Origin of the sequence: Kitasatospora sp. CB02891, from assembly GCF_002803145.1 — a bacterium.
GTDB classification, from domain to species: domain Bacteria; phylum Actinomycetota; class Actinomycetes; order Streptomycetales; family Streptomycetaceae; genus Kitasatospora; species Kitasatospora griseola.
Genome location: NZ_NNBO01000003.1, coordinates 444,651 through 463,358 on the forward strand (window position 1 = coordinate 444,651; position 18,708 = coordinate 463,358).

Genomic DNA, 18,708 nt, shown 5'->3' on the forward strand with positions numbered 1-18,708 from the left:
AAGCGGTGGGGTGACCCGGTCCCGGAGGTATCGTCCCAGCTCACGGCCGGGAAATCGGCATTCGGAGGTACTCCGTCCGGGGGGCTTCGCCGTAGCAGTTCCGCCCTGCGGAATCAATTTTCGCCGGAGGCGAACAGTCGGGTGGATTGGCACCGGTTGCTACTGGCTGGTAATGCGTGTGGGGCCCGACACCATCGGTGCCGGGCCCCACGCGTCGATCAACGGGTCACTTGCCCGCGGCGGTGTCCTCCGCGAAGCGGACCAGGGTGCGCACCGCGCTGGCGGTGCCGCCCTTCGGGGTGTAGCCGAACGGGCCGCCCTCGTGGAACGCCGGGCCGGCGATGTCGATGTGCGCCCAGTCGATGCCCTCGGCGACGAACTCCTGCAGGAACAGGCCGGCCACCAGGCCGCCGCCCATCCGCTCGCCCATGTTCGCCAGGTCGGCGACGGTCGACTCGACCATGCCCTTGCGCAGGTCGGCCGGCAGCGGCATCGGCCAGGACGGCTCGCCGACCGCGCCCGCGGTCTCGTGCAGCTGGGTGCGCAGCGCGTCGTCGTTGGCCATCACACCGAAGGTGCGGTTGCCGAGCGCCAGCACCATCGCGCCGGTCAGGGTCGCCACGTCGACGATCACGTCGGGCTTCTCCTCGCCGGCCCGGACGATCGCGTCGGCCAGCACCAGCCGGCCCTCGGCGTCGGTGTTCAGCACCTCGACGGTCTTGCCGCCGTACATCCGCAGCACGTCGCCGGGGCGGGTCGCCGAACCGGACGGCATGTTCTCCGCCAGCGCCAGCCACGCCGTCACGTTGACCTGCAGACCCAGGCGCTTGGCGGCGACCACGGCGGCGAACACCGCGGCGGCGCCGGCCATGTCGCACTTCATGGTCTCGTTGTGACCGGCCGGCTTCAGCGAGATGCCGCCCGAGTCGTAGGTGATGCCCTTGCCGACGAACGCCAGCGACGCCTTCGCCTTCGGGTGGGTGTACGCCACCTTCACCAGCCGCGGCGGGTTGGTCGAGCCGACGCCGACGCCGAGGATGCCGCCGAAGCCGCCCTTGGCCAGCGCCTTCTCGTCCAGGACCTCGACCTTCAGGCCGTGCTCCTTGCCGGCCGCCTGCGCGATCGCGGCGAACGACTTCGGGTTCAGGTCGTTCGGCGCGGTGTTGACCAGGTCACGGGCCCGGTTCATCTCCTCGCCGATCGCCGTGGCGCGCTCGACGGCCGCCTTGGCGTCCTTCGAGCCCTTGCGGTCGGTCAGCACGACCAGCTCGGCGACGGGGGCCTTCGCCACGTCGGCCTTGTAGGCGCCGAACGCGTACGAGCCGAGCAGGGCGCCCAGCGCGACGGCCTCGACGTCCTCGGCGGAGCCGGTCGGCAGCGCCAGCGCGACCTTCTTCGCACCGGCCAGGGTGCGGGCGGCCACACCGGCGGCCCGGCGCAGGTCCTCGGCGCCGAACGGGCCGTCAACGGCCTCGCCCAGGCCGACGGCCAGCACCAGCGGCGCCTTCAGCCCGGCCGGCGCGGGAAGCTTGACCGCCTCACCCTCGGCACCGGTGGCGCCCAGGGTGGTGAGGACCTCGGCCAGCTTGCCCTCGAACGCCTCGACGACCGCCTCGGCACCGGCCGCCACGACCAGGCCCTTGGGGCCCTTCGCCACGCCGATCACCAGGGCATCCGCACGCAGGCTCGCGGCGGAGGAGGTGCTCACAGACAGTGCAGTCACGACAAATGCGTCCTGTTCTTTCGCGGTCCACAGCCGGTGACGGCTCCGTTGCCGACCGGCAAACCCAGGCAGACTCCGCGGCAAAACGGGGCTCGGGGCCAGGGTGCTCACCGCATGGTAGTCCGCATATTGGGATCTCGCCGCCCCGCCTGCCCCCGTGCACGAACCGGCGCAACTCGTGACGGTGCGTGAGTTCTCGCGCGGGTGCGCCGTCATGTCAGCGCGAGCGCCACCAGGGTCGCCGTCGCCGAAGTCTCCACCAGCGCCCCCAGCACGTCCCCCGTCACCCCGCCGAAGCGCCGCACGCACCGCCGCAGCACGCCTGCGGCGACCGCCACCCCGACCAGCACGGCCACCCCGCCCTGCCACCGCAACGCCGCCGCCGCGCCGACCACCAGCAACGTCACCGCCACCGCCGCCGCCGGACGCACCGTCCCCGCCACCATCGCCCCCAACCCCCCGGGCCGGGCGGCCGGCACCGACCGCAGACAGCCCCACAGCAGCGCGGTACGGCCGGCGGTCGCCGCGACGGCCGCGGCGAGCGCCCCGCGCCAGAGCGACTCTCCGAACTGACCTGCCAGTACGGTGATCTGACCGAGCATCAGCAGAACGAGCGTCAGCACGCCGAACGGGCCGATGTCCGACTGCTTCATGATCCGCAACGCGTCCTCGGCGGGCTTGCCGCTGCCCAGCCCGTCCGCGACGTCCGCGACCCCGTCCAGGTGCAGCCCCCGGGTCACCATCGCCCCGACCGCCACCACCGCGACCGCGCCCAGCAGCGCCCCACCCCGCCACGCGACCAGCGCCCCCACCGCCCCGGCCAGCACCCCCACCACGACCCCGACCACCGGGGCCACCACCATCGCCGCCCCACCGGCGGCCCGGTCCCACCGGTGCACCCGCACCCGAAAGACCGTCAGCGTCCCGAAAGCGAAGCGCAGAGCGTCTGTCAACCGAGGCGCCGGCGGGCACGGAACCGACGACGCAGAGCCCCCCGCCGAGAGACTCTCCGCGTGCTCGGCCCCGGGCCGGACGTTCTCGTTGCTCACCGGCCAGGGCCTCTCACGTGCAAGTTCTCATCGTCGGAGGGCTCTACGGCAGCTCTCTTCCGCTTCGCGCAGTTCCCTGCGCCCACCAGCGCCCGGTCAGTAACGACCCAGCAGCTCCGCGGCCGTCGGCAGCTTCGCCGGCGCCCGCGGCGGCAGCGGCTTCGCGCTCGGCACCGCCGCCGGTTCGGCGAGGGTGTCCGTCGCGGCCTGGAGGAGCGGCAGGGCCAGGACCGCGGAGACGCCTTCGCCCATGGTGGCGCCGATCTCCTGGAGCGGGGTCAGGGTGAGGCGGTCGTACGCCTTGGCCTGGGCGGGTTCGCCGGTGAGGGCGGCGGCCCGCCACCACTCGGGGGCGCGGAAGGCGATCCGCTGGGCGACCAGCGCGCAGGCCGCGGATACCACGCCGTCGAGGACGACGGGGAGCCTGCGGACGGCGGCCTGCAGCAGGAAGCCGGTGATCGCCGCGAAGTCCGCGCCGCCGGTCGCGGCGAGCAGCGCGAGCTGGTCGCCGAGCACGGGGCGGGCCCGGCGCAGCGCGTCGCGGATGGTGGCGCACTTGACCATCCAGACCCGGTCGTCGACGCCGGAGCCGCGGCCGGTGACGGCGGCGGCGTCGGTGCCGCACAGCGCGCCGATCAGGACGGCGGCGACGGTGGTGGAGCCGACGCCCAGGTCGCCGAGCAGGACGAGGTCGGTGCCGGCGTCGGCCTCCTCGTCCGCGACGGCCATGCCGGCCCGGAAGGCCCGGGTGGCTTCGTCGAGGGTCAGCGCGTTCTCGACGTCGATCCGGCCGGAGCCGCGCCGGACACGGTGACGGACGACCTCGTCGGGGAACTCGGCGGGGTCGGCGTCCACCGCGATGTCGACCACCCGGACGTCCGCGCCGTAGCGGCGGGCCAGCACGGCGACCGGCGCGGTGCCGTCGAGGACGGCGCGGACCCGGTCGGCGGTGCCGCCGCGGGCGTCGAGGGTGGAGATGCCGAGCGTGGCGACGCCGTGGTCGGCGGCGAACAGCAGGACCTTGCTGGCGTGCAGCGGGCGGGTCGGCGCCTCGCCCTGCGCGGACGCCAGCCAGGCCGCCAACTCCTGGAGCCGGCCCAGGCCGCCGCGCGGCACGGCCAACTGCTGCCAGCGCTCCTCGGCGCCGCGGCGCGCACTCTCGTCAGGCCGTTCGACGAGCGAGGAGAAAGTGTCGAGATCCACGGTGGTGTCCATCGCTCGGCAATCTACACGGCCGTCGCTTTGATGGTCAGCACCTGTCCCGCGACCACCAGCAGCACCTGCTCGGAGGCGTCGGCGACGGCCATGTTGAGCCGCCCGAGGGTGTCCCGGAAGCGCCGCCCGGAGGCGGTGGCGGGGACCACGCCCATGCCGACCTCGTTGGAGACCGCCACGACCGTTCGCCGGGTGCCGGCCCAGGCCGCGGCCAGTGCCGCGCAGCGCGCCTCGACGGCCTCCTGGCCGCCGTCCAGCCACTGCTCGTCGTCCCAGGCCCGGTGCTCGTCCATCACGGCGGTCAGCCACAGCGCCAGACAGTCGATCAGCACCGGCGCCGGGTCGCTGTCGTCGGCGAGCACGGCCTCCAGCTCGCAGGTCTCCGCGGTGCGCCAGCGGGCCGGCCGGCGGGCCCGGTGCAGTTCGACGCGGTGCGCCCAGTCGGTGTCGCCGTCGCGGGTGCCCGAGGTGGCGACGTACAGGACGTCGGGGAACGGGGCGAGCAGCTGTTCGGCGCGGGTGGACTTGCCGGAGCGGGCGCCGCCGAGCAGCAGGGTGCGGGGGAGTGCCATGCGATCATCCTGCCGGACGGCGCATGCCCGCCTGCGGGGTGGGCACGCTACTGTCGCAACCCTTCAGCAGCAGTGTTCGACCCGGAGGAGCCCGGCATGGTGTGGACCTGGCGGTACGAGAAGAACGACGGCAGCGTGGTGAGCCCGGCCGGCGACGCCGAGGAGTTCTCCAGCCAGGGCGACGCCGAGACCTGGATCGGCGAGGAGTGGAAGACGCTGCTGGACGACGGCGTCGACCGGGTGGTGCTGGTCGAGGACGGCCGCGACATCTACCCGATGAGCCTGCACGAGGGCTGACGCCCCGTCACTTCGCGCAGACCACGTGCAGCAGCGCGGCGACGTGCCGGTACGGGTCCTGCTTGCCGGCCCGTTCCTCGGCGTCCAGCAGCTGGCCGAGCTGACGGCCGTCCACCGGGGCGGCCTCGTCCGGCATGGTGTCGGTGAACACCCGTACCCCGTACCAGTGGCGCACGGGGACGGCGAACCCGGCGAGGGTGCCGGAGAGTTCGGCGAGCCGGTCGGCGCGGGCGGGCAGGCCGAGGCGGTTGGTGTAGCGGGTGGTGTCGAAGGCTTCCTGGCAGGCCCGCCAGTCGCCGGTCAGTCCGGCCCGCATGGCCAGCGCGTCGCCGTTGCGGACCAGCAGCGAGAGCAGCCCGCCGGGGGCCAGGATGCGGGCCACCGAGGCCAGCATCGGGTCCGGGTCGGGCAGGTACATCAGGGTGCCGTGGCAGAGCACCAGGTCGAAGCTGCGCGGTCCGAACCAGCGGCCGACCTGGTGGCCGTCGCCGGTGAGCAGCTGGACCCGGTCGCGGACCTCGGGCGGCTCGGCGGCCAGCGCCTGGTGGGCGACGGCGAGGATGCTCGGGTCCGGGTCGATCCCGGTGACGAAGTGCCCGGCGCGGGCCAGCCGCAGCGCCTGGGTGCCCTCGGCGCAGCCGACGTCCAGCACCCGCAGCGCGGTGCCGCGGGTGAGCTGCTCGGCGAGCTGCCGGGTCACCAGTTCCTGGCGGACCAGGTTGTGCAGTCCGCCGTGCCGCTCCAGCCATTCGCCGGCCCCGCTGTGGTACGGCCCGCCACGGGCCGGCAGCCGCCCGTGACGGCCGCGCGGCGCCCCGTACTGCGCCGGGACGCCCGGTGTGCCGAAGGCCCCGACCGGCTGCTGCGCCGGCGGGGCCCAGTACGGCGGAACGGCTTCCGCGGTCAGGGCCGCTCGCCCCGCTTGACCATCGGCTTGGGCATCCGCAGCCGGCGCATCTGCAGGGTGCGCAGCATGCCGTACATCACGGCGCCGCGGGTGTTCTCGTTCGGGAAGCGCGCGGCGAGGCCCTTGCGCAGCGCGAGGCCGAGCCGGACGAAGTCGAGGATCACCGTCACGAAGAACAGCATGAACAGCAGCGAGGACAGCGTCTGCAGGTAGCCGATCCGGACGATGCCGAGCACCAGCACCACGACGGCGAACGGCAGGAAGTACTCGGCCACGGCGCGGCGGGAGTCGATGAAGTCGCGGGTGTAGCGCTTGACCGGGCCCTTGTCGCGCGCCGGCAGGGCGCGCTCGTCGCCCTCGAGCATCGCGATGCGCTGCTTCTCGCGCTCGACGCGCATCCGGTCGCGGGCCTGGCGGGCGGCCTCCTTGCGGTCCTTGGGGACGGTGACCCGGGTCTTCCGGTTGGCCTCGGCCTCACTGCGCTTGGGCGTGGGCCGGCCCTTGGGGGCCTGCGGGTCGCGGGGCAGGCGCTCGTCCTCCTTGGTCATGGTGACGGTGGAGGAGGCGGCGGAGTCTTCAGAGCGGCGTCGAAACACACTCCCAGCGTACGGCGTGACCGGCCGCTTTCCGGCCCGGCCCCGGATGCGAACCGATATCGATCGTGAGGACGATGCCGAACGGCCGCTCGCTGTAGCAGCATTGTTGCTGGCCGGTGGACTGCGCCGGGGACCCCGTCGCGCATACACTCGACCTGTCACGAGACGCAAACCCAGGCCCGAAGAAGGGGGCTATCGAGGCCCATGAGCGACGGAATCATGAAGCGTATGGGGCTGATCTTCCGCTCCAAGGCGAACAAGGCCTTGGACCGGGCGGAGGACCCGCGCGAAACGCTCGACTACTCCTACCAGAAGCAGCTGGAACTGCTGCAGAAGGTGCGCAGGGGCGTCGCCGACGTGGCCACCTCCCGCAAGCGCCTGGAGCTCCAGCTGACCCAGCTGCAGCAGCAGTCCTCCAAGTACGAGGACCAGGGCCGCAAGGCGCTGTCCCTCGGCCGCGAGGACCTGGCGCGCGAGGCGCTCAGCCGCAAGGCCAACCTGCAGTCCCAGATCACCGACCTGGAGACGCAGTACCAGGCCCTGCAGGCCGAGGAGGAGAAGCTCACGCTCGCCTCCCAGCGCCTCCAGGCCAAGGTGGACGCCTTCCGCACCAAGAAGGAGACCATCAAGGCCACCTACACCGCCGCCCAGGCGCAGACCCGGATCGCCGAGTCCTTCTCCGGCATCTCGGAGGAGATGGGCGACGTCGGCCTGGCGATCCAGCGGGCCGAGGACAAGACCGCCCAGATGCAGGCCCGCGCGGGTGCGATCGACGAGCTGCTGGCCTCCGGCGCGCTCGACGACGCCAGCGGCCTGGGCCGCAAGGACGACATCGAGGCCGAGCTGGAGCGGGTGGCCGGCGGCAGCGACGTCGAGCTGGAGCTGGCCCGGATGAAGGCCGAGCTGACCGGCGGCACTCCGGCCTCGCAGCCGCACGCGATCGAGCAGGGGAAGAACGACACCCCGCCGCCCACCATCAACTACCAGAAGTAAGCCCGCGAGCAGGGGAGACGTACCAGCATGATCATGCGGGTCTTGGGTGAGGGGCAGTTCGAGGTCGCGGAGAAGGACCTGAACCGGCTGAACCAGCTGGACGACGACCTGCTCCAGGCCGTCGAGGCGGACGACGAGGAGGCCTTCAAGGCCGCCCTCGGCAGCCTGCTGGCGGCCGTCCGGGAGGTCGGCACGCCGCTGCCGCCGGAGTCGCTGGAGCCGTCGGACCTGATCCTGCCGGACGCCGAGGCGTCCCTGGACCAGGTGCGTGAGCTGCTGCGCGCCGAGGGTGACGGCCTGATCCCGGGCATCCCGGAGTAGTTCGGGCGCCGTTCGTGACGAGAGGGCGGGCATCCCCCAGGGGATGCCCGCCCTCTCGTGTGCCCGGCGCCGGTCTGCGGCGAATCGTTACGGCAGGGCCAGCATGCGGTCCAGCGCGGCCTTGGCGTACTTCTCGGTCTCCGCGTCCACCGTGATCACGTTCGGGACCCGGCCCTCGGCGAGCGACTCCAGCGCCCACACCAGGTGCGGCAGGTCGATCCGGTTCATGGTGGAGCAGAAGCACACCGTGCGGTCGAGGAAGACGACCTCCTTGTCCGGGTGCGCCTTGGCCAGGCGGCGGACCAGGTTCAGCTCGGTGCCGATGGCCCACTTGGAGCCGGGCTCGGCGGCGTCCAGCGCCTTGATGATGTACTCGGTCGAGCCGACCTGGTCGGCGGCGGTGACCACCTCGTGCCGGCACTCGGGGTGCACCAGGACGTTGACGCCGGGGATCCGCTCGCGCACCTCGTTGACCGAGTCCAGGTTGAACCGGCCGTGCACCGAGCAGTGGCCGCGCCACAGGATCATCTTCGCGTCCCGCAGCTGCTCGGCGGTCAGGCCGCCGTTCGGCTTGTGCGGGTTGTAGAGGACGCAGTCCTCCAGCGAGAAGCCCATCTCCAGCACCGCGGTGTTGCGGCCCAGGTGCTGGTCCGGCAGGAACAGCACCTTCTGCCCCTGCTCGAACGCCCACTCCAGCGCCCGCTTGGCGTTGGACGAGGTGCAGATGGTGCCGCCGTGCTTGCCGGTGAAGGCCTTGATGTCGGCGGAGGAGTTCATGTACGAGACCGGCACGGTCACGTCCGCGACACCCGCGTCGGTCAGCACGTCCCAGCACTCGGCGACCTGCTCGGCGGTGGCCATGTCGGCCATCGAGCAGCCCGCGGCGAGGTCCGGCAGCACGACCTGCTGACGCTCGGAGGTGAGGATGTCGGCCGACTCCGCCATGAAGTGCACGCCGCAGAAGACGATGTACTCGGCCTCCGGACGGGCCGCGGCGTCCCGGGCCAGCTTGAAGGAGTCGCCGGTGACATCGGCGAACTCGATGACCTCGTCACGCTGGTAGTGGTGACCCAGGATGAAGACCCGGTCCCCCAGCTTCTCCTTGGCGGCGCGAGCCCGCGCCACCAGGTCCGGGTCGGAGGCCGCAGGCAGATCGCCGGGGCACTCCACCCCGCGCTCACTGTTCGGGTCGGCCTCACGGCCGAGCAGCAGCAGGGCGAGCGGCGAGGGAGTCGGGTCGACGCCGTGCGTCTCGGTGGTGGTGGTCACGGGCGGCTGCCCTCCTGGTGCGGCCGGATCGTTCTCGACCAGCCTTCTCGTCTATCTGACGCTATCTATGATAACCGGTTGTCGTCAGCCTGACGATGGACGTCCTGTCGATGTGACCAGGGCCTCTTCAACACATGTACCAACCGTCGATCCAAGGGTCGGTGCACTACCACAGACGTGCCCGGCACGTGAGCGAGGTGGGCCTCCGCCGGCCGTGCGTCATAACGTGCGAGCGTGCAACTTCGGTACAACTTCCGGGTGTATCCGACCTCAGGTCAGCGGGTGGCGCTGGCGCGCGCGTTCGGGTGCGCACGCGTGGTGTTCAACGACGGTTTGCGGGCCCGGCAGGAGGCCCGTGCGGCAGGGCTGCCCCACATCGGGGACACGGGACCTGCAGAAGCGGGTCATCACCATGGCGAAGCGCTCTCCGGAGCGGGCATGGCTGAGCGAGGTGTCGTCGGTGGTGCTGGTGCAGTCGCTGCGTGATCTGCACACCGCCTTCCGCAACTTCTTCGCCTCCGCCGCCGGAGGGCGCAAGGGGCCGAAGGTCGAGCCGCCGCGGTTCAAGTCCAAGCGCGACGGTCGGCAGAGCATTCGGCTCACCGCCAACGGCTTCCGGCTGCGGGAATCCGGACGGTTGTACGTGGCCAAGGTCGGAGATCTGGAAGTCCGCTGGTCCCGGAGGCTTCCGGCACCGCCGACCAGTGTCACCGTCACCAAGGACGCCGTCGGCCGGTACTGGGCGTCGTTCGTCGTCGAAGCCCTGCCGGAGATCCTGCCCGAGACCGGCGTCGAAGTCGGCATCGATCTCGGGCTGACCCACTTCGCCGTGCTCTCGGACGGCCGCAAGCTCGATTCGCCGCGGTTCCTGCGCCGTGCGGAGAAGAAGCTCAAGCGTCTTCAGAAGGAACTCGGGCGATGCGAGGAGAGGTCGAAGAACCGGGCGAAGGCCCGTAGGAGGGTCGCGCGCCAGCACGCGAAGGTCGCCGACCGCCGCAGGGACTGGCATCACCAGGAATCCACGAGGATCATCCGCGACAGCCAAGCGGTGTACGTGGAGGACCTGGCGGTGTCCGCTCTCGGACGAGGGTGGCTGGCCGCCTCGGTGCACGACGCCGGGTGGTCGCGGTTCGTCGCGATGCTGGAGTACAAGGCTGCCAAGCACGGCCGTCACTTTGCTCGCATCGGACGCTTCGAACCGACCTCGCAGGTCTGTTCGGCCTGTGGTGTCAAGGACGGGCCCAAGCCCCTGGAGGTCCGCCGGTGGACCTGCGGCGCATGCGGGGTCGTCCACGACCGGGACGTGAACGCCGCGCGCAACATCCTGGCCGCCGGACGGGCGGACAGGCAGAACGCCTGTGGAGCGAGGGTAGGACCGGTGTCCGTACCGGCGCCGCGCCGAGAAGCAGGAACCCCGCTGTCGCGGTCGGCCGACCGCGACAGGAATCCAGGCCCTTCGGGGCCCGGGGGACGTCAAGAGAACCGCTCACCGGGATGGATGCTTCCGGCGCGAGAACCGGCCGTGCCCCCGGTTGGGTGGGGGGCATGAAGGCAATCGCGATCAACCGCTACGGCGGGCCCGAGGTGGTCGAGTACACCGAGCTGCCGGATCCCAAGGTCGGTCCCGACTCCGTTCTCGTCCGTACGCGGGCGGTGGGGGTCAATCCGGTCGACTGGAAGATCCGGGAAGGGCACCTCGACGGGATCCTCGACGTGTGCTTCCCGATGATCATGGGGTTCGACCTGGCCGGGGTGGTGCAGGCAGTCGGGGGGGCCGTCACCGAGTTCGTGCCGGGGGACGAGGTGATCGGGTACGTCCGCAAGGACGTCATCGGGTACGGCACCTATGCCGAACTCGTCGCCGCGCCCGTTCGGACGTTGGCCCGGAAGCCGGCGGCGCTCGACTGGGCGCAGGCCGGGGGGCTGCCCACGGCCGGGCTCACGGCGCAGCAGGCGCTGGTGAACGCGCTGCGGGTGCGGCGCGGGGAGAGCGTGCTGATCCACGCCGCGGCCGGTGGCGTCGGCTCGCTCGCGGTGCAGGTCGCCACCGCGCTCGGCGCCCGGGTGATCGGGACGGCCGGGTCGCACAACCACACCTTCCTGCGCGGGCTCGGCGCGGAGCCCGTCGAGTACGGCCAGGGCCTGGCGGAGCGGGTGCGGGCGCTCGCCCCGGAGGGGGTGGACGCGGTGCTCGACCTGGTCGGCGGGGAGGCGCTCGACGTGTCCACCGCCCTGGTCAAGGACCCGACCCGGATCGCCTCCGCCGTCGACTACCGGGTGAGCGGGCTGGGCGGTCACTACATCTGGACCCGGCCCGACCCCGAGGACCTGGCCGCCGTCGCCCGGCTCGCCGACGACGGGCTGCTCACCGTGCCGGTCGCCTCCACCTTCCCGCTCGGCCAGGCCGCGTCCGCGCAGGCCCTGAACGCCGAAGGGCGCACCCGCGGCAAGATCGTCCTGCTGGTGGACTGATCGGACGCCCGGCGTCGGCAAGAATGGGCCCCGCAGAGTCCGCCCCTGTGCGGGGGCCGCGGCTCGCCACACCCTCACCCGTACCACCCGTGGAGCCCCGCCATGAGCACCCACCGGCCGCCCGACCTCGGCCAGGCGGTGACCGGACAGGCCCTGGACGACACCGACCGCCTGCTGCTGGAGCACCTCAGCCGGGACGGCCGGGCCTCGTACGCCGAGATCGGGCTGCTCACCAACCTGTCCGCCACCGCCGTCCGCCGCCGGATCGACCGGCTGCGGGCGCGCGGCGTGGTCCGCGGCTTCACGGTGGTGCTCGACCCCGCGCTGCTCGGCTGGGGCACCGAGGCGTTCGTCGAGGTCTACTGCCGGGCCCGCACCTCGCCGGAGGAGCTGCTCGCCTCGCTGCGCCAGTTCCCCGAGGTGGCCGCCGCCTGGACGGTCACCGGCGACCCGGACGCGCTGGTCCACCTGCGGGCCGCCGACACCCGTCACCTGGAAGCCGTCATCGAGCGCATCCGCAAGGAGCCCGGCGTCCAGCGCAGTCGTTCCTCGGTGGTGCTCTCCCAGCTCATCTGACGCAGGAATCCTGCGCAGCACCCCCCGAACACGCACGAAACCGGCCCTGACCGGCCCCGTTCCGACGCGCGCCCGCACCGCGCCGCTGCCTACGCTGATCATGACCCCACGCACCGCAGCAGCGAAGAGGACACCCGTGTACGCAGCCCCCGACCGCATGCACAAGCCGGACAGCGAACTCGTCGACCTGGTCTTCGACTACATGCGCGAACGGCTGCAGTACGACCCCGTTCCGCTCGACCACCCCGGCGACGGCGCCCACCTGCGGGAGGTGCTCGCCGGGCTGCTGAACGAGCACGGCAACAACCCGGCCGACGTGCTCAAGCTGTACGACCACGAGCTGTCCCGCGCCGTCATCTCCGCCGACAGCCCGCGCTACCTGTCCTTCATCCCGTGCGCCCCCACCAAGGCCGCGCTGCTGTTCGACATGGTGGTCTCCTGCGCCTCCCTGCAGGGCATCTCCTGGCTGGAGGCGGCCGGCGCGATCGCCGCCGAGAACCAGGTGCTGCGGCTGATAGCCGACCGCGCCGGACTGCCCGCCACGGCCGGCGGCGTCTTCGTCTCCGGCGGCTCGGCCGGCAACCTGTCCGCGCTGGTGGTCGCCCGCGACACCGCCCGGCGCCGGCTGAACGTCGGCCCCGAGGCCCGGCTGCGGATCGCCGTCGCCGACCAGGTGCACTCCTCGGTCAAGAACACCTTCAACATCATCGGCGTCGAGGCCTTCCCCGTCCCCGCCGTCGACCGCCGCCTCACCGGCGCGGCCCTGCGCGCCGCCCTCGCCGCCGACCCGCACCCCGAGACCGTCATCGCCGTGGTCGGCACCGCCGGCACCACCAACGAAGGCATCATCGACGACCTCGCGGGCATCGCCGAGGTCGCCCGCGAACGCGGGCTCTGGTTCCACGTGGACGGCGCGTACGGCGGCGCCGGACTGTTCGCCCCCTCGGTGCGCGAGCGCTACAACGGCATCGAGCACGCCGACTCCTTCGTGGTCGACCCGCACAAGTGGCTGTTCGCCCCGTTCGACTGCGCCGCGCTGCTCTACCGCGACCCGCGCCTGGCCCGCGCCGTGCACACCCAGGACGCCGGCTACCTGGACGTCCTGCACACCGAGGGCGACGAGTGGAACCCCACCGACTACGCGTACCACCTCACCCGGCGCGCCCGCGGCCTCCCGCTCTGGTTCTCGCTCGCCGTCCACGGCGTCCAGGCGTACACCGACGCCATCGAGACCGGCCTGCGGCTGGCCGAGGACACCGCGCAGCTGATCCGCGACACCGAGCACCTCGAACTGCTCCACGACCCGCAGCTGTCCGCGGTCTGCTTCCGCCGCACCGGCTGGACCCACGACGACTACTACCGCTGGTCCCGGCAGCTGCTCGCCGACCAGGTCGGCTTCGTCACCCCGACCGGCTGGGACGGCGAGACCGTCGCCCGGTTCGCGTTCCTGCACCCCGGCACCACCATGGAGATGGTCCAGGAGATCCTCGACACCATGCGGTGACGTGCCGTCCCGAACGGCGGCTACAGGTAGCCGCCGTTCGGCACGTACGGGGTCGGCGGGCGCATCCCGCGGACCGCCAGGTAGCCGCGGGTGGTCAGCGACAGGCCCAGCTCCAGGCCCACGTCGACCGCCCACTCCTGCTCCGCCGTCAGGAACTCCACGTCCGCGTCTACGCCCTCCGGCACCCGGGCCAGCGCCTCGCGCAGCAGCCGGGTGGCGATCCGCTTCGAGGTGGCGGCGACCAGCTGGACGGCGCCGCCGTCCCGGTAGCAGTAGCCGGTGCCGGCCAGGGTGTCCGCGATCAGCAGCTCCTCGAAGTGCGCCAGCATGAACGGGTGGTCGGGGCCGTGCGCCGCGCCCCGCAGCCGCCGGTCCACCGAGTCCAGCAGGTGCAGGTGCGAGGCGTTGCCGGTGTGCACCGGGATGTCCCCCGGGTCCAGCAGCCGCTCCCGGTCGACCCGGCCGGTCAGCCGCATCGTCGGGTGCAGGGTGAACCCGGCCGCCCGGTAGCGGCGCGCCGCCGCCGGCGACGACGAGGCGCACAGCATGCCGCGCAGACAGCCCCGCCCGTACGCGGCGGCCCGCTCCAGCAGCAGCCGGCCCACCCCCCGGCCCTGCGCGGACGGCAGCACCACGAACAGCGCCAGCACCCACACGCCCTCGCGGCGCAGCGACAGCGCCGCCCCCACCGCCTCGCCGTCCTGCTCGGCGATCCAGCACCCCTGCGGGTCGGTGACGGCCAGGTGGCGGGAGCGGGCGAGCCGGCGGATCCGGGACGGCGCGTCCGCCGCCTCCGGCTCGGCGTCCGTCGGCCGGCCGTCCAGGTCGCGGAACGCCGCCCGGGAGACGCGGTTCACGGCCTCGGCGTCCTCCGCGGTGTCTCTCAGCTGACGAATGATCACCGTCACATCCTGCTGTGCCCGGGTGTGCGGGCGGTAGCGGTTTGCCCAACTGGGCGGTGACCGCCTGCGCCCGGTGTGCGAGCATGGGGTGCGTGGGGGAGTGGGCGACGAAAAAAGTCCCCCGAACGCACCACCTCCCGGAAATGAATCCGGGAGGCCGCTGGTTGGCACTGGCGGATCACAGTCGTCACAGACCGGGAGTAAGCATGACCGTCCAGGACGAGACCACCGTCGAGAGTGGCATTCTCCTCACCGATGCCGCTGCGGCCAAGGTCAAGGGCCTGCTGGAGCAGGAGGGCCGCGAGGACCTGTCGCTGCGCGTCGCCGTGCAGCCCGGCGGCTGCTCGGGCCTGCGCTACCAGCTGTTCTTCGACGAGCGTTCGCTGGACGGCGACGTCGTCAAGGACTTCAACGGTGTCAAGGTCGTCACCGACCGGATGAGCGCCCCGTACCTGGGCGGCGCCACCGTCGACTTCGTCGACACCATCGAGAAGCAGGGCTTCACCATCGACAACCCGAACGCCACCGGCTCCTGCGCCTGCGGCGACTCGTTCAGCTAAGCCTCCAGGACGGCGCGAACGAAGAGGGCGGCTCCCCGGTCGGGGAGCCGCCCTCGGGGCTTTCCGGGGTCAGCGCGGGCCGCCGACGCCCACCCCGTCGGTCTGCAGCGGCACCTGGTCGCCGGTCGCGGTGTCCACCACGCCGCCGCCGTTCATCGGGCGGGGCAGGGTCACCGTCGCCTGCTGCTCCTTCATCACCTGCGGACAGGCCTGGCCCGGCGTGGCGGTCCTGGTGATCACGATCCGCAGCTTCACGGTGGGCGGGGCGTCCTCCTCCAGCCGGACCCCGTACTTGTCGCACACCCCGGCGACGTAGAACACCGTCAACTGGGTGGGGCTGTCCTGCCGGTAGCCCGTCACGGGGATCCTCACCGCGGTCGGCGGGTGCTCGCCGACCGCGATGCCCGGACTGGTCGGCTGTCCGGCGCCGGGCGTCGGCGAGGACTGGGCGCCCGTGTCGGCCCCGCCGGACGGGGTGGCCGTCGGCGATCCGGGGGCGGCGGTGCCCGGGCCGGGCGTCGCGTCGGAGGCGGCGGACGGGCTCGACGAGCCCGGAGAGCCTGCCGCGGTCGGGGCGGAACTGCCGCACGCGGTCAACAGGCCGCCAGCGAGGGACACGGCGGCGAGGGCCAGCGCGGTCCGGCGCAGGTGCGCGGGCTTGGCGGAGACGGCTGCGGTCCTGACGTCCATGATCTGCGTTCCTCCCGAGGGTCGCGCAGTGCCGCCGGGAGCGGCACCGCGCGGATTTGACGTGCTCGGGAGGAATCCGGTTCCCGCTACTCGCCGAACTCCGGCATCCCCGCCACCACCCGGCGCGCCTCCATCGGCACCCGGACGCCCAGCACCGTCGGCACCGACCGCGAAGGGCCCGGCCCGGTGGCCGGCCAGAACCGGCCCAGCTTGCGCGAGGAGTCCAGCAGGTCCGCCAGCGACTCCGCATCGGGGTCGTCCAGGCCGACCGGCAGTCGGCGGGGGGAGTGATCGATCACCATGCGGTACCAGCTCCGATCGCCGCGCCGCGGCCACGCTGCCGCGGACTGGACGGGGGCCGCGTCCGGCCCCCGTACTGGCGACCCTAGGACGCTCCCGGCCCCGGCGACAGGCCTACCCATCGGTAGTACCGGATCGGGCGGGTACCTTAGGTGGGTTGATGTCCGCTGCTCCGGCCCCCGCCGGGCCGCCCGAGGAGAACTCCGTGCGCATCGCCGTCGCCGGCTCGATCGCCACCGACCACCTGACGACCTTCCCCGGCCGCTTCTCGGACCAACTGGTCCCCGAGCAGCTGCACACGGTGTCGCTGTCGTTCCTGGTCGACACCCTCGACATCCGCCGCGGCGGCGTCGGCGGCAACATCGCCTTCGGCATGGGCGTGCTCGGCCTGCGCCCGGTCCTGGTCGGCGCGGCCGGCGCGGACTTCGCCGAGTACCGCAGCTGGCTCGACCGGCACGGCGTGGACACCGAGTCCGTGCACATCTCCGAGACCCGGCACACCGCCCGGTTCATGTGCACCACCGACCAGGACCACAACCAGATCGCGTCCTTCTACACCGGCGCGATGGCCGAGGCCCGCAGCATCGAGCTGAAGCCGATCGCCGACCGGGTCGGCGGCCTCGACCTGGTCCTGATCAGCGCGGACGACCCCGCCGCGATGGTGCGGCACACCCAGGAGTGCCGCACTCGCGGCTACGCGTTCGCCGCCGACCCCTCCCAGCAGCTCGCCCGCCTGGAGGGCGACGACATCCGGGAGATCGTCGACGGCGCGGCCTACCTGTTCACCAACGAGTACGAGGCCGCGCTGATCGAGTCCAAGACCGGCTGGTCCGCGGACGAGATCCTGAGCCGCGTCGGCACCCGGGTCACCACCCTCGGCCCGAAGGGCGTCTGCATCCAGCGCCAGGGCGAGCCGGACATCGTGGTCGGCTGCGCCGCGGAGGAGCGCAAGGTCGACCCCACCGGCGTCGGCGACGGCTTCCGGGCCGGCTTCCTGGCGGGTCTGTCCTGGGGCCTCGGCCTGGAGCGCGCCGCCCAGGTCGGCTGCATGATCGCCACCCTGGTCATCGAGACCGTCGGCACCCAGGAGTACGAGCTGCGCAGCGGGCACTTCCTGGAGCGCTTCGAGGCGGCCTACGGGGCGGACGCCGCGGCCGAGGTCCGCACCAAGCTGTAGTCCGGCCGGGGGCGGAGCCCGCCGCTACGCCCCCGACCTGACCACCAGGTACGCCGTGCCGTGGTCCGCGCCGTAGTCCGTGGCCGGGGTCTCGCCCGCGTAGGTGTGGCCGCACATCTCGCACCAGGCGGGGATGTCGTGGCGGGCCGCTTCGTCGTCGGAGAGGACGGCGACGCGGCCGCCGGGGGCGACCTCGGGGATGCGCTTGGCGAGCTCGATGACCGGGACCGGGCAGCGCCTGCCGAGGGTGTCGAGGACCAGGGCGTCGGCGGTGGCGGCGGGGGCGGGGAGGTCGAGGCCGAGCGGGGCGCGGATATCGGCGACGATCCGGGGGAGCACGTCGAGGAAGCGGTCCACGTCCGCGGCGGCGGTGCCCGGCGGGAGCGAGACGCGGACGTTGCCCTCGGTGAGGACGCCCATCGCGGCCAGCACGTGGCTGGGCGTCAGCGTGCTGGACGTGCAGGAGGAGCCGGAGTTGACGGCGAAGCCGGCCCGGTCGAGTTCGCCGAGCAGCACCTCGCCGTCCACGTACAGGCAGGAGAAGGTGACCAGGTGGGGGAGCCGGAGCTCGGGGTGGCCGACCACCTCCACCGAGGGGACCAGCTGCGGCACCCGATGCCGGATCAGTTCGACCAGGGCGTGCAGCCGGGCGTTCTCGGCCTCGGCCTCGGCCCGGACGGCGCGCAGCGAGGCGGCCGCGGCCACGACCGCGGGGACGTTGACGTAGCCGGGCACCCGGCCGTTCTCCCGGTCGTCGGCGGGCAGCGGCGACGAGTACCGGACGCCCTTGCGGACCGCCAGCACCCCGACGCCGGCCGGGCCGCCCCACTTGTGCGCACTGGCCGTCAGCACCGACCAGCCGCTCGGCGCCGGGAGCCGTCCGGCGCTCTGCGCGGCGTCCACCAGCAGCGGGACGTCCCCGGTCAGCGCGGCGGTCTCGGCGACCGGCTGGAGGGTGCCGACCTCGTGGTTGGCGGACTGCAGCACGGCGAGCGCGGTGTCGGGGCGCAGCGCGGCGGCGAACTCGGCGGCGTCCACCCGGCCGTGACGGTCGACCGGGACGGCGGTGGCGCTGCCGCCGTCGGCCTCCCAGCGTTCGGCGGTGTGCAGGACGGCGGAGTGCTCGACGGCGGAGTGCAGCAGGTGGGCGCCGCGACGGCGGTTGCCGCGCAGGACGCCGAGGACGCCCAACTGGACGGCCTGGGTGCCGGATGCGGTGAAGGCGATCTCGTCGGCCCGGGCGCCGAGGACCTCGGCGACGGTCTCCCGGGCGGCGTCGAGCAGCATCCGGGCCTGCCGGCCGGATCGGTGCAGCCTGGCCGGGTCGGCCCAGCCCTCGTCGAGGGCGGCGAGCAGCGCCTGCCGGGCGACGGGGTGCGGCGGAGCGGTGGATGCGGCGTCGAAGTAGGGCACGGGGCCACGGTAGACGACGCCCCTTACGGGGGGATTCCTCCCGGCCTCCGGGGGAGCCGACGGCCCGTCACCCGCGTGTCGTAGTGCGGTCGCCCGTTCGGTCGTGGGAGGCTCGGAAGTCCGCCATGACCTGCGACTCCGTCCCCTCCTACGAGGTGCTTCACCCCTCGGG

The 18,708-nt window shown here is 72.9% G+C and carries 18 protein-coding genes and 2 pseudogenes; 9 read left to right on the top strand and 11 right to left on the bottom strand.

All coding sequences use genetic code 11. From position 1 onward, the window contains the following. Positions 1-226: 226 nt before the first annotated feature. The 4 genes and pseudogenes from CG736_RS10735 to cobU form a co-directional block, all read right to left on the bottom strand. Positions 227-1,723: a leucyl aminopeptidase gene (locus tag CG736_RS10735; RefSeq protein ID WP_100585942.1), complete on the bottom strand. Its 1,497-nt coding sequence runs from the start codon at positions 1,721-1,723 to the stop codon at positions 227-229. 212 nt (positions 1,724-1,935) lie between these two features. After that, a complete protein-coding gene (locus CG736_RS10740) occupies positions 1,936-2,676 on the bottom strand; it encodes an adenosylcobinamide-GDP ribazoletransferase (protein ID WP_100586028.1) in 741 nt (246 codons plus the stop codon). A 192-nt stretch (positions 2,677-2,868) separates the two neighbouring features. Next, complete coding sequence (locus CG736_RS10745) at positions 2,869-3,987, bottom strand: nicotinate-nucleotide--dimethylbenzimidazole phosphoribosyltransferase (protein WP_100585943.1); 1,119 nt, start codon at positions 3,985-3,987, stop codon at positions 2,869-2,871. Positions 3,988-3,998: 11 nt separating this feature from the next. Then, positions 3,999-4,547: pseudogene (cobU, locus tag CG736_RS10750) on the bottom strand (bifunctional adenosylcobinamide kinase/adenosylcobinamide-phosphate guanylyltransferase); the annotation flags it as partial. A gap of 108 nt (positions 4,548-4,655) precedes the next feature. On the opposite strand from cobU, the gene CG736_RS10755 reads away from it, so the two are divergent. Continuing rightward, on the top strand, positions 4,656-4,856 hold the full coding sequence (locus tag CG736_RS10755) for a hypothetical protein (protein WP_100585945.1): 201 nt from the start codon (positions 4,656-4,658) through the stop codon (positions 4,854-4,856). A 7-nt stretch (positions 4,857-4,863) separates the two neighbouring features. Here CG736_RS10755 and CG736_RS10760 read toward each other — a convergent pair whose 3' ends face one another. Next, entirely contained in the window at positions 4,864-5,556 is a 693-nt protein-coding gene (locus CG736_RS10760; RefSeq protein WP_232733913.1) for a bifunctional 2-polyprenyl-6-hydroxyphenol methylase/3-demethylubiquinol 3-O-methyltransferase UbiG, read from the bottom strand. A gap of 203 nt (positions 5,557-5,759) precedes the next feature. After that, positions 5,760-6,311: a DUF3043 domain-containing protein gene (locus CG736_RS10765; RefSeq protein WP_198520432.1), complete on the bottom strand. Its 552-nt coding sequence runs from the start codon at positions 6,309-6,311 to the stop codon at positions 5,760-5,762. Positions 6,312-6,578: 267 nt separating this feature from the next. Here CG736_RS10765 and CG736_RS10770 point away from each other — a divergent pair, with 267 nt between their 5' ends. Beyond that, on the top strand, positions 6,579-7,352 hold the full coding sequence (locus CG736_RS10770) for a PspA/IM30 family protein (protein WP_043913555.1): 774 nt from the start codon (positions 6,579-6,581) through the stop codon (positions 7,350-7,352). Positions 7,353-7,385: 33 nt separating this feature from the next. Continuing rightward, positions 7,386-7,673 (top strand): hypothetical protein, encoded by a 288-nt coding sequence (locus CG736_RS10775; RefSeq protein ID WP_369880082.1) that lies wholly within the window; start codon positions 7,386-7,388, stop codon positions 7,671-7,673. 87 nt (positions 7,674-7,760) lie between these two features. Here the strand turns inward: CG736_RS10775 and nadA are convergent, their stop codons facing one another. Continuing rightward, positions 7,761-8,942 (bottom strand): quinolinate synthase NadA, encoded by a 1,182-nt coding sequence (gene nadA, locus CG736_RS10780; protein WP_043913553.1) that lies wholly within the window; start codon positions 8,940-8,942, stop codon positions 7,761-7,763. A 234-nt stretch (positions 8,943-9,176) separates the two neighbouring features. On the opposite strand from nadA, the pseudogene CG736_RS10785 reads away from it, so the two are divergent. The 4 genes and pseudogenes from CG736_RS10785 to CG736_RS10800 all read left to right on the top strand — a co-directional run. After that, positions 9,177-10,356: pseudogene (locus tag CG736_RS10785) on the top strand (RNA-guided endonuclease InsQ/TnpB family protein); the annotation flags it as partial. Between the two features lie 131 nt (positions 10,357-10,487). After that, complete coding sequence (locus CG736_RS10790; protein ID WP_100585949.1) at positions 10,488-11,414, top strand: NADP-dependent oxidoreductase; 927 nt, start codon at positions 10,488-10,490, stop codon at positions 11,412-11,414. 102 nt (positions 11,415-11,516) lie between these two features. Further along, entirely contained in the window at positions 11,517-11,990 is a 474-nt protein-coding gene (locus tag CG736_RS10795; RefSeq protein WP_043913551.1) for an Lrp/AsnC family transcriptional regulator, read from the top strand. A gap of 136 nt (positions 11,991-12,126) precedes the next feature. Beyond that, positions 12,127-13,494 carry an aminotransferase class I/II-fold pyridoxal phosphate-dependent enzyme gene (locus tag CG736_RS10800; protein WP_100585950.1) on the top strand — a complete coding sequence of 456 codons (1,368 nt, stop codon included), beginning with the start codon at positions 12,127-12,129 and terminating at the stop codon, positions 13,492-13,494. A 20-nt stretch (positions 13,495-13,514) separates the two neighbouring features. On the opposite strand, the gene CG736_RS10805 is transcribed toward CG736_RS10800, so the two are convergent. Further along, the gene (locus CG736_RS10805; RefSeq protein ID WP_100585951.1) at positions 13,515-14,396 is read right to left on the bottom strand and encodes a GNAT family N-acetyltransferase; all 882 of its coding nucleotides are present in this window, start codon (positions 14,394-14,396) and stop codon (positions 13,515-13,517) included. 206 nt (positions 14,397-14,602) lie between these two features. Between CG736_RS10805 and erpA the strand changes: the two genes are divergently transcribed. Next, a complete protein-coding gene (erpA, locus tag CG736_RS10810) occupies positions 14,603-14,956 on the top strand; it encodes an iron-sulfur cluster insertion protein ErpA (RefSeq protein WP_043913549.1) in 354 nt (117 codons plus the stop codon). Between the two features lie 69 nt (positions 14,957-15,025). On the opposite strand, the gene CG736_RS10815 is transcribed toward erpA, so the two are convergent. Together CG736_RS10815 and CG736_RS10820 are read right to left on the bottom strand one after the other, a co-directional pair. Then, positions 15,026-15,646 carry a hypothetical protein gene (locus tag CG736_RS10815; protein WP_100585952.1) on the bottom strand — a complete coding sequence of 207 codons (621 nt, stop codon included), beginning with the start codon at positions 15,644-15,646 and terminating at the stop codon, positions 15,026-15,028. An 86-nt stretch (positions 15,647-15,732) separates the two neighbouring features. Beyond that, complete coding sequence (locus CG736_RS10820) at positions 15,733-15,948, bottom strand: hypothetical protein (RefSeq protein ID WP_100585953.1); 216 nt, start codon at positions 15,946-15,948, stop codon at positions 15,733-15,735. A gap of 203 nt (positions 15,949-16,151) precedes the next feature. On the opposite strand from CG736_RS10820, the gene CG736_RS10825 reads away from it, so the two are divergent. After that, the gene (locus CG736_RS10825; RefSeq protein WP_100585954.1) at positions 16,152-17,123 is read left to right on the top strand and encodes a carbohydrate kinase family protein; all 972 of its coding nucleotides are present in this window, start codon (positions 16,152-16,154) and stop codon (positions 17,121-17,123) included. Between the two features lie 24 nt (positions 17,124-17,147). On the opposite strand, the gene CG736_RS10830 is transcribed toward CG736_RS10825, so the two are convergent. Further along, positions 17,148-18,536 (bottom strand): cysteine desulfurase/sulfurtransferase TusA family protein, encoded by a 1,389-nt coding sequence (locus tag CG736_RS10830; protein ID WP_100585955.1) that lies wholly within the window; start codon positions 18,534-18,536, stop codon positions 17,148-17,150. Positions 18,537-18,708 lie beyond the last annotated feature (172 nt).

What these genes read in the sequence shown, in the direction of transcription:
- CG736_RS10790 (WP_100585949.1), top strand. Translation starts at nt 10,488, where the DNA reads ATGAAGGCAATCGCGATCAACCGCTACGGCGGGCCCGAGGTGGTCGAG.
- CG736_RS10765 (WP_198520432.1), bottom strand. Translation starts at nt 6,311, where the DNA reads ATGACCAAGGAGGACGAGCGCCTGCCCCGCGACCCGCAGGCCCCCAAG.
- CG736_RS10745 (WP_100585943.1), bottom strand. Translation starts at nt 3,987, where the DNA reads ATGGACACCACCGTGGATCTCGACACTTTCTCCTCGCTCGTCGAACGG.
- CG736_RS10815 (WP_100585952.1), bottom strand. Translation starts at nt 15,646, where the DNA reads ATGGACGTCAGGACCGCAGCCGTCTCCGCCAAGCCCGCGCACCTGCGC.
- erpA (WP_043913549.1), top strand. Translation starts at nt 14,603, where the DNA reads ATGACCGTCCAGGACGAGACCACCGTCGAGAGTGGCATTCTCCTCACC.
- CG736_RS10755 (WP_100585945.1), top strand. Translation starts at nt 4,656, where the DNA reads ATGGTGTGGACCTGGCGGTACGAGAAGAACGACGGCAGCGTGGTGAGC.
- CG736_RS10775 (WP_369880082.1), top strand. Translation starts at nt 7,386, where the DNA reads ATGCGGGTCTTGGGTGAGGGGCAGTTCGAGGTCGCGGAGAAGGACCTG.
- CG736_RS10820 (WP_100585953.1), bottom strand. Translation starts at nt 15,948, where the DNA reads ATGGTGATCGATCACTCCCCCCGCCGACTGCCGGTCGGCCTGGACGAC.
- CG736_RS10770 (WP_043913555.1), top strand. Translation starts at nt 6,579, where the DNA reads ATGAAGCGTATGGGGCTGATCTTCCGCTCCAAGGCGAACAAGGCCTTG.
- CG736_RS10795 (WP_043913551.1), top strand. Translation starts at nt 11,517, where the DNA reads ATGAGCACCCACCGGCCGCCCGACCTCGGCCAGGCGGTGACCGGACAG.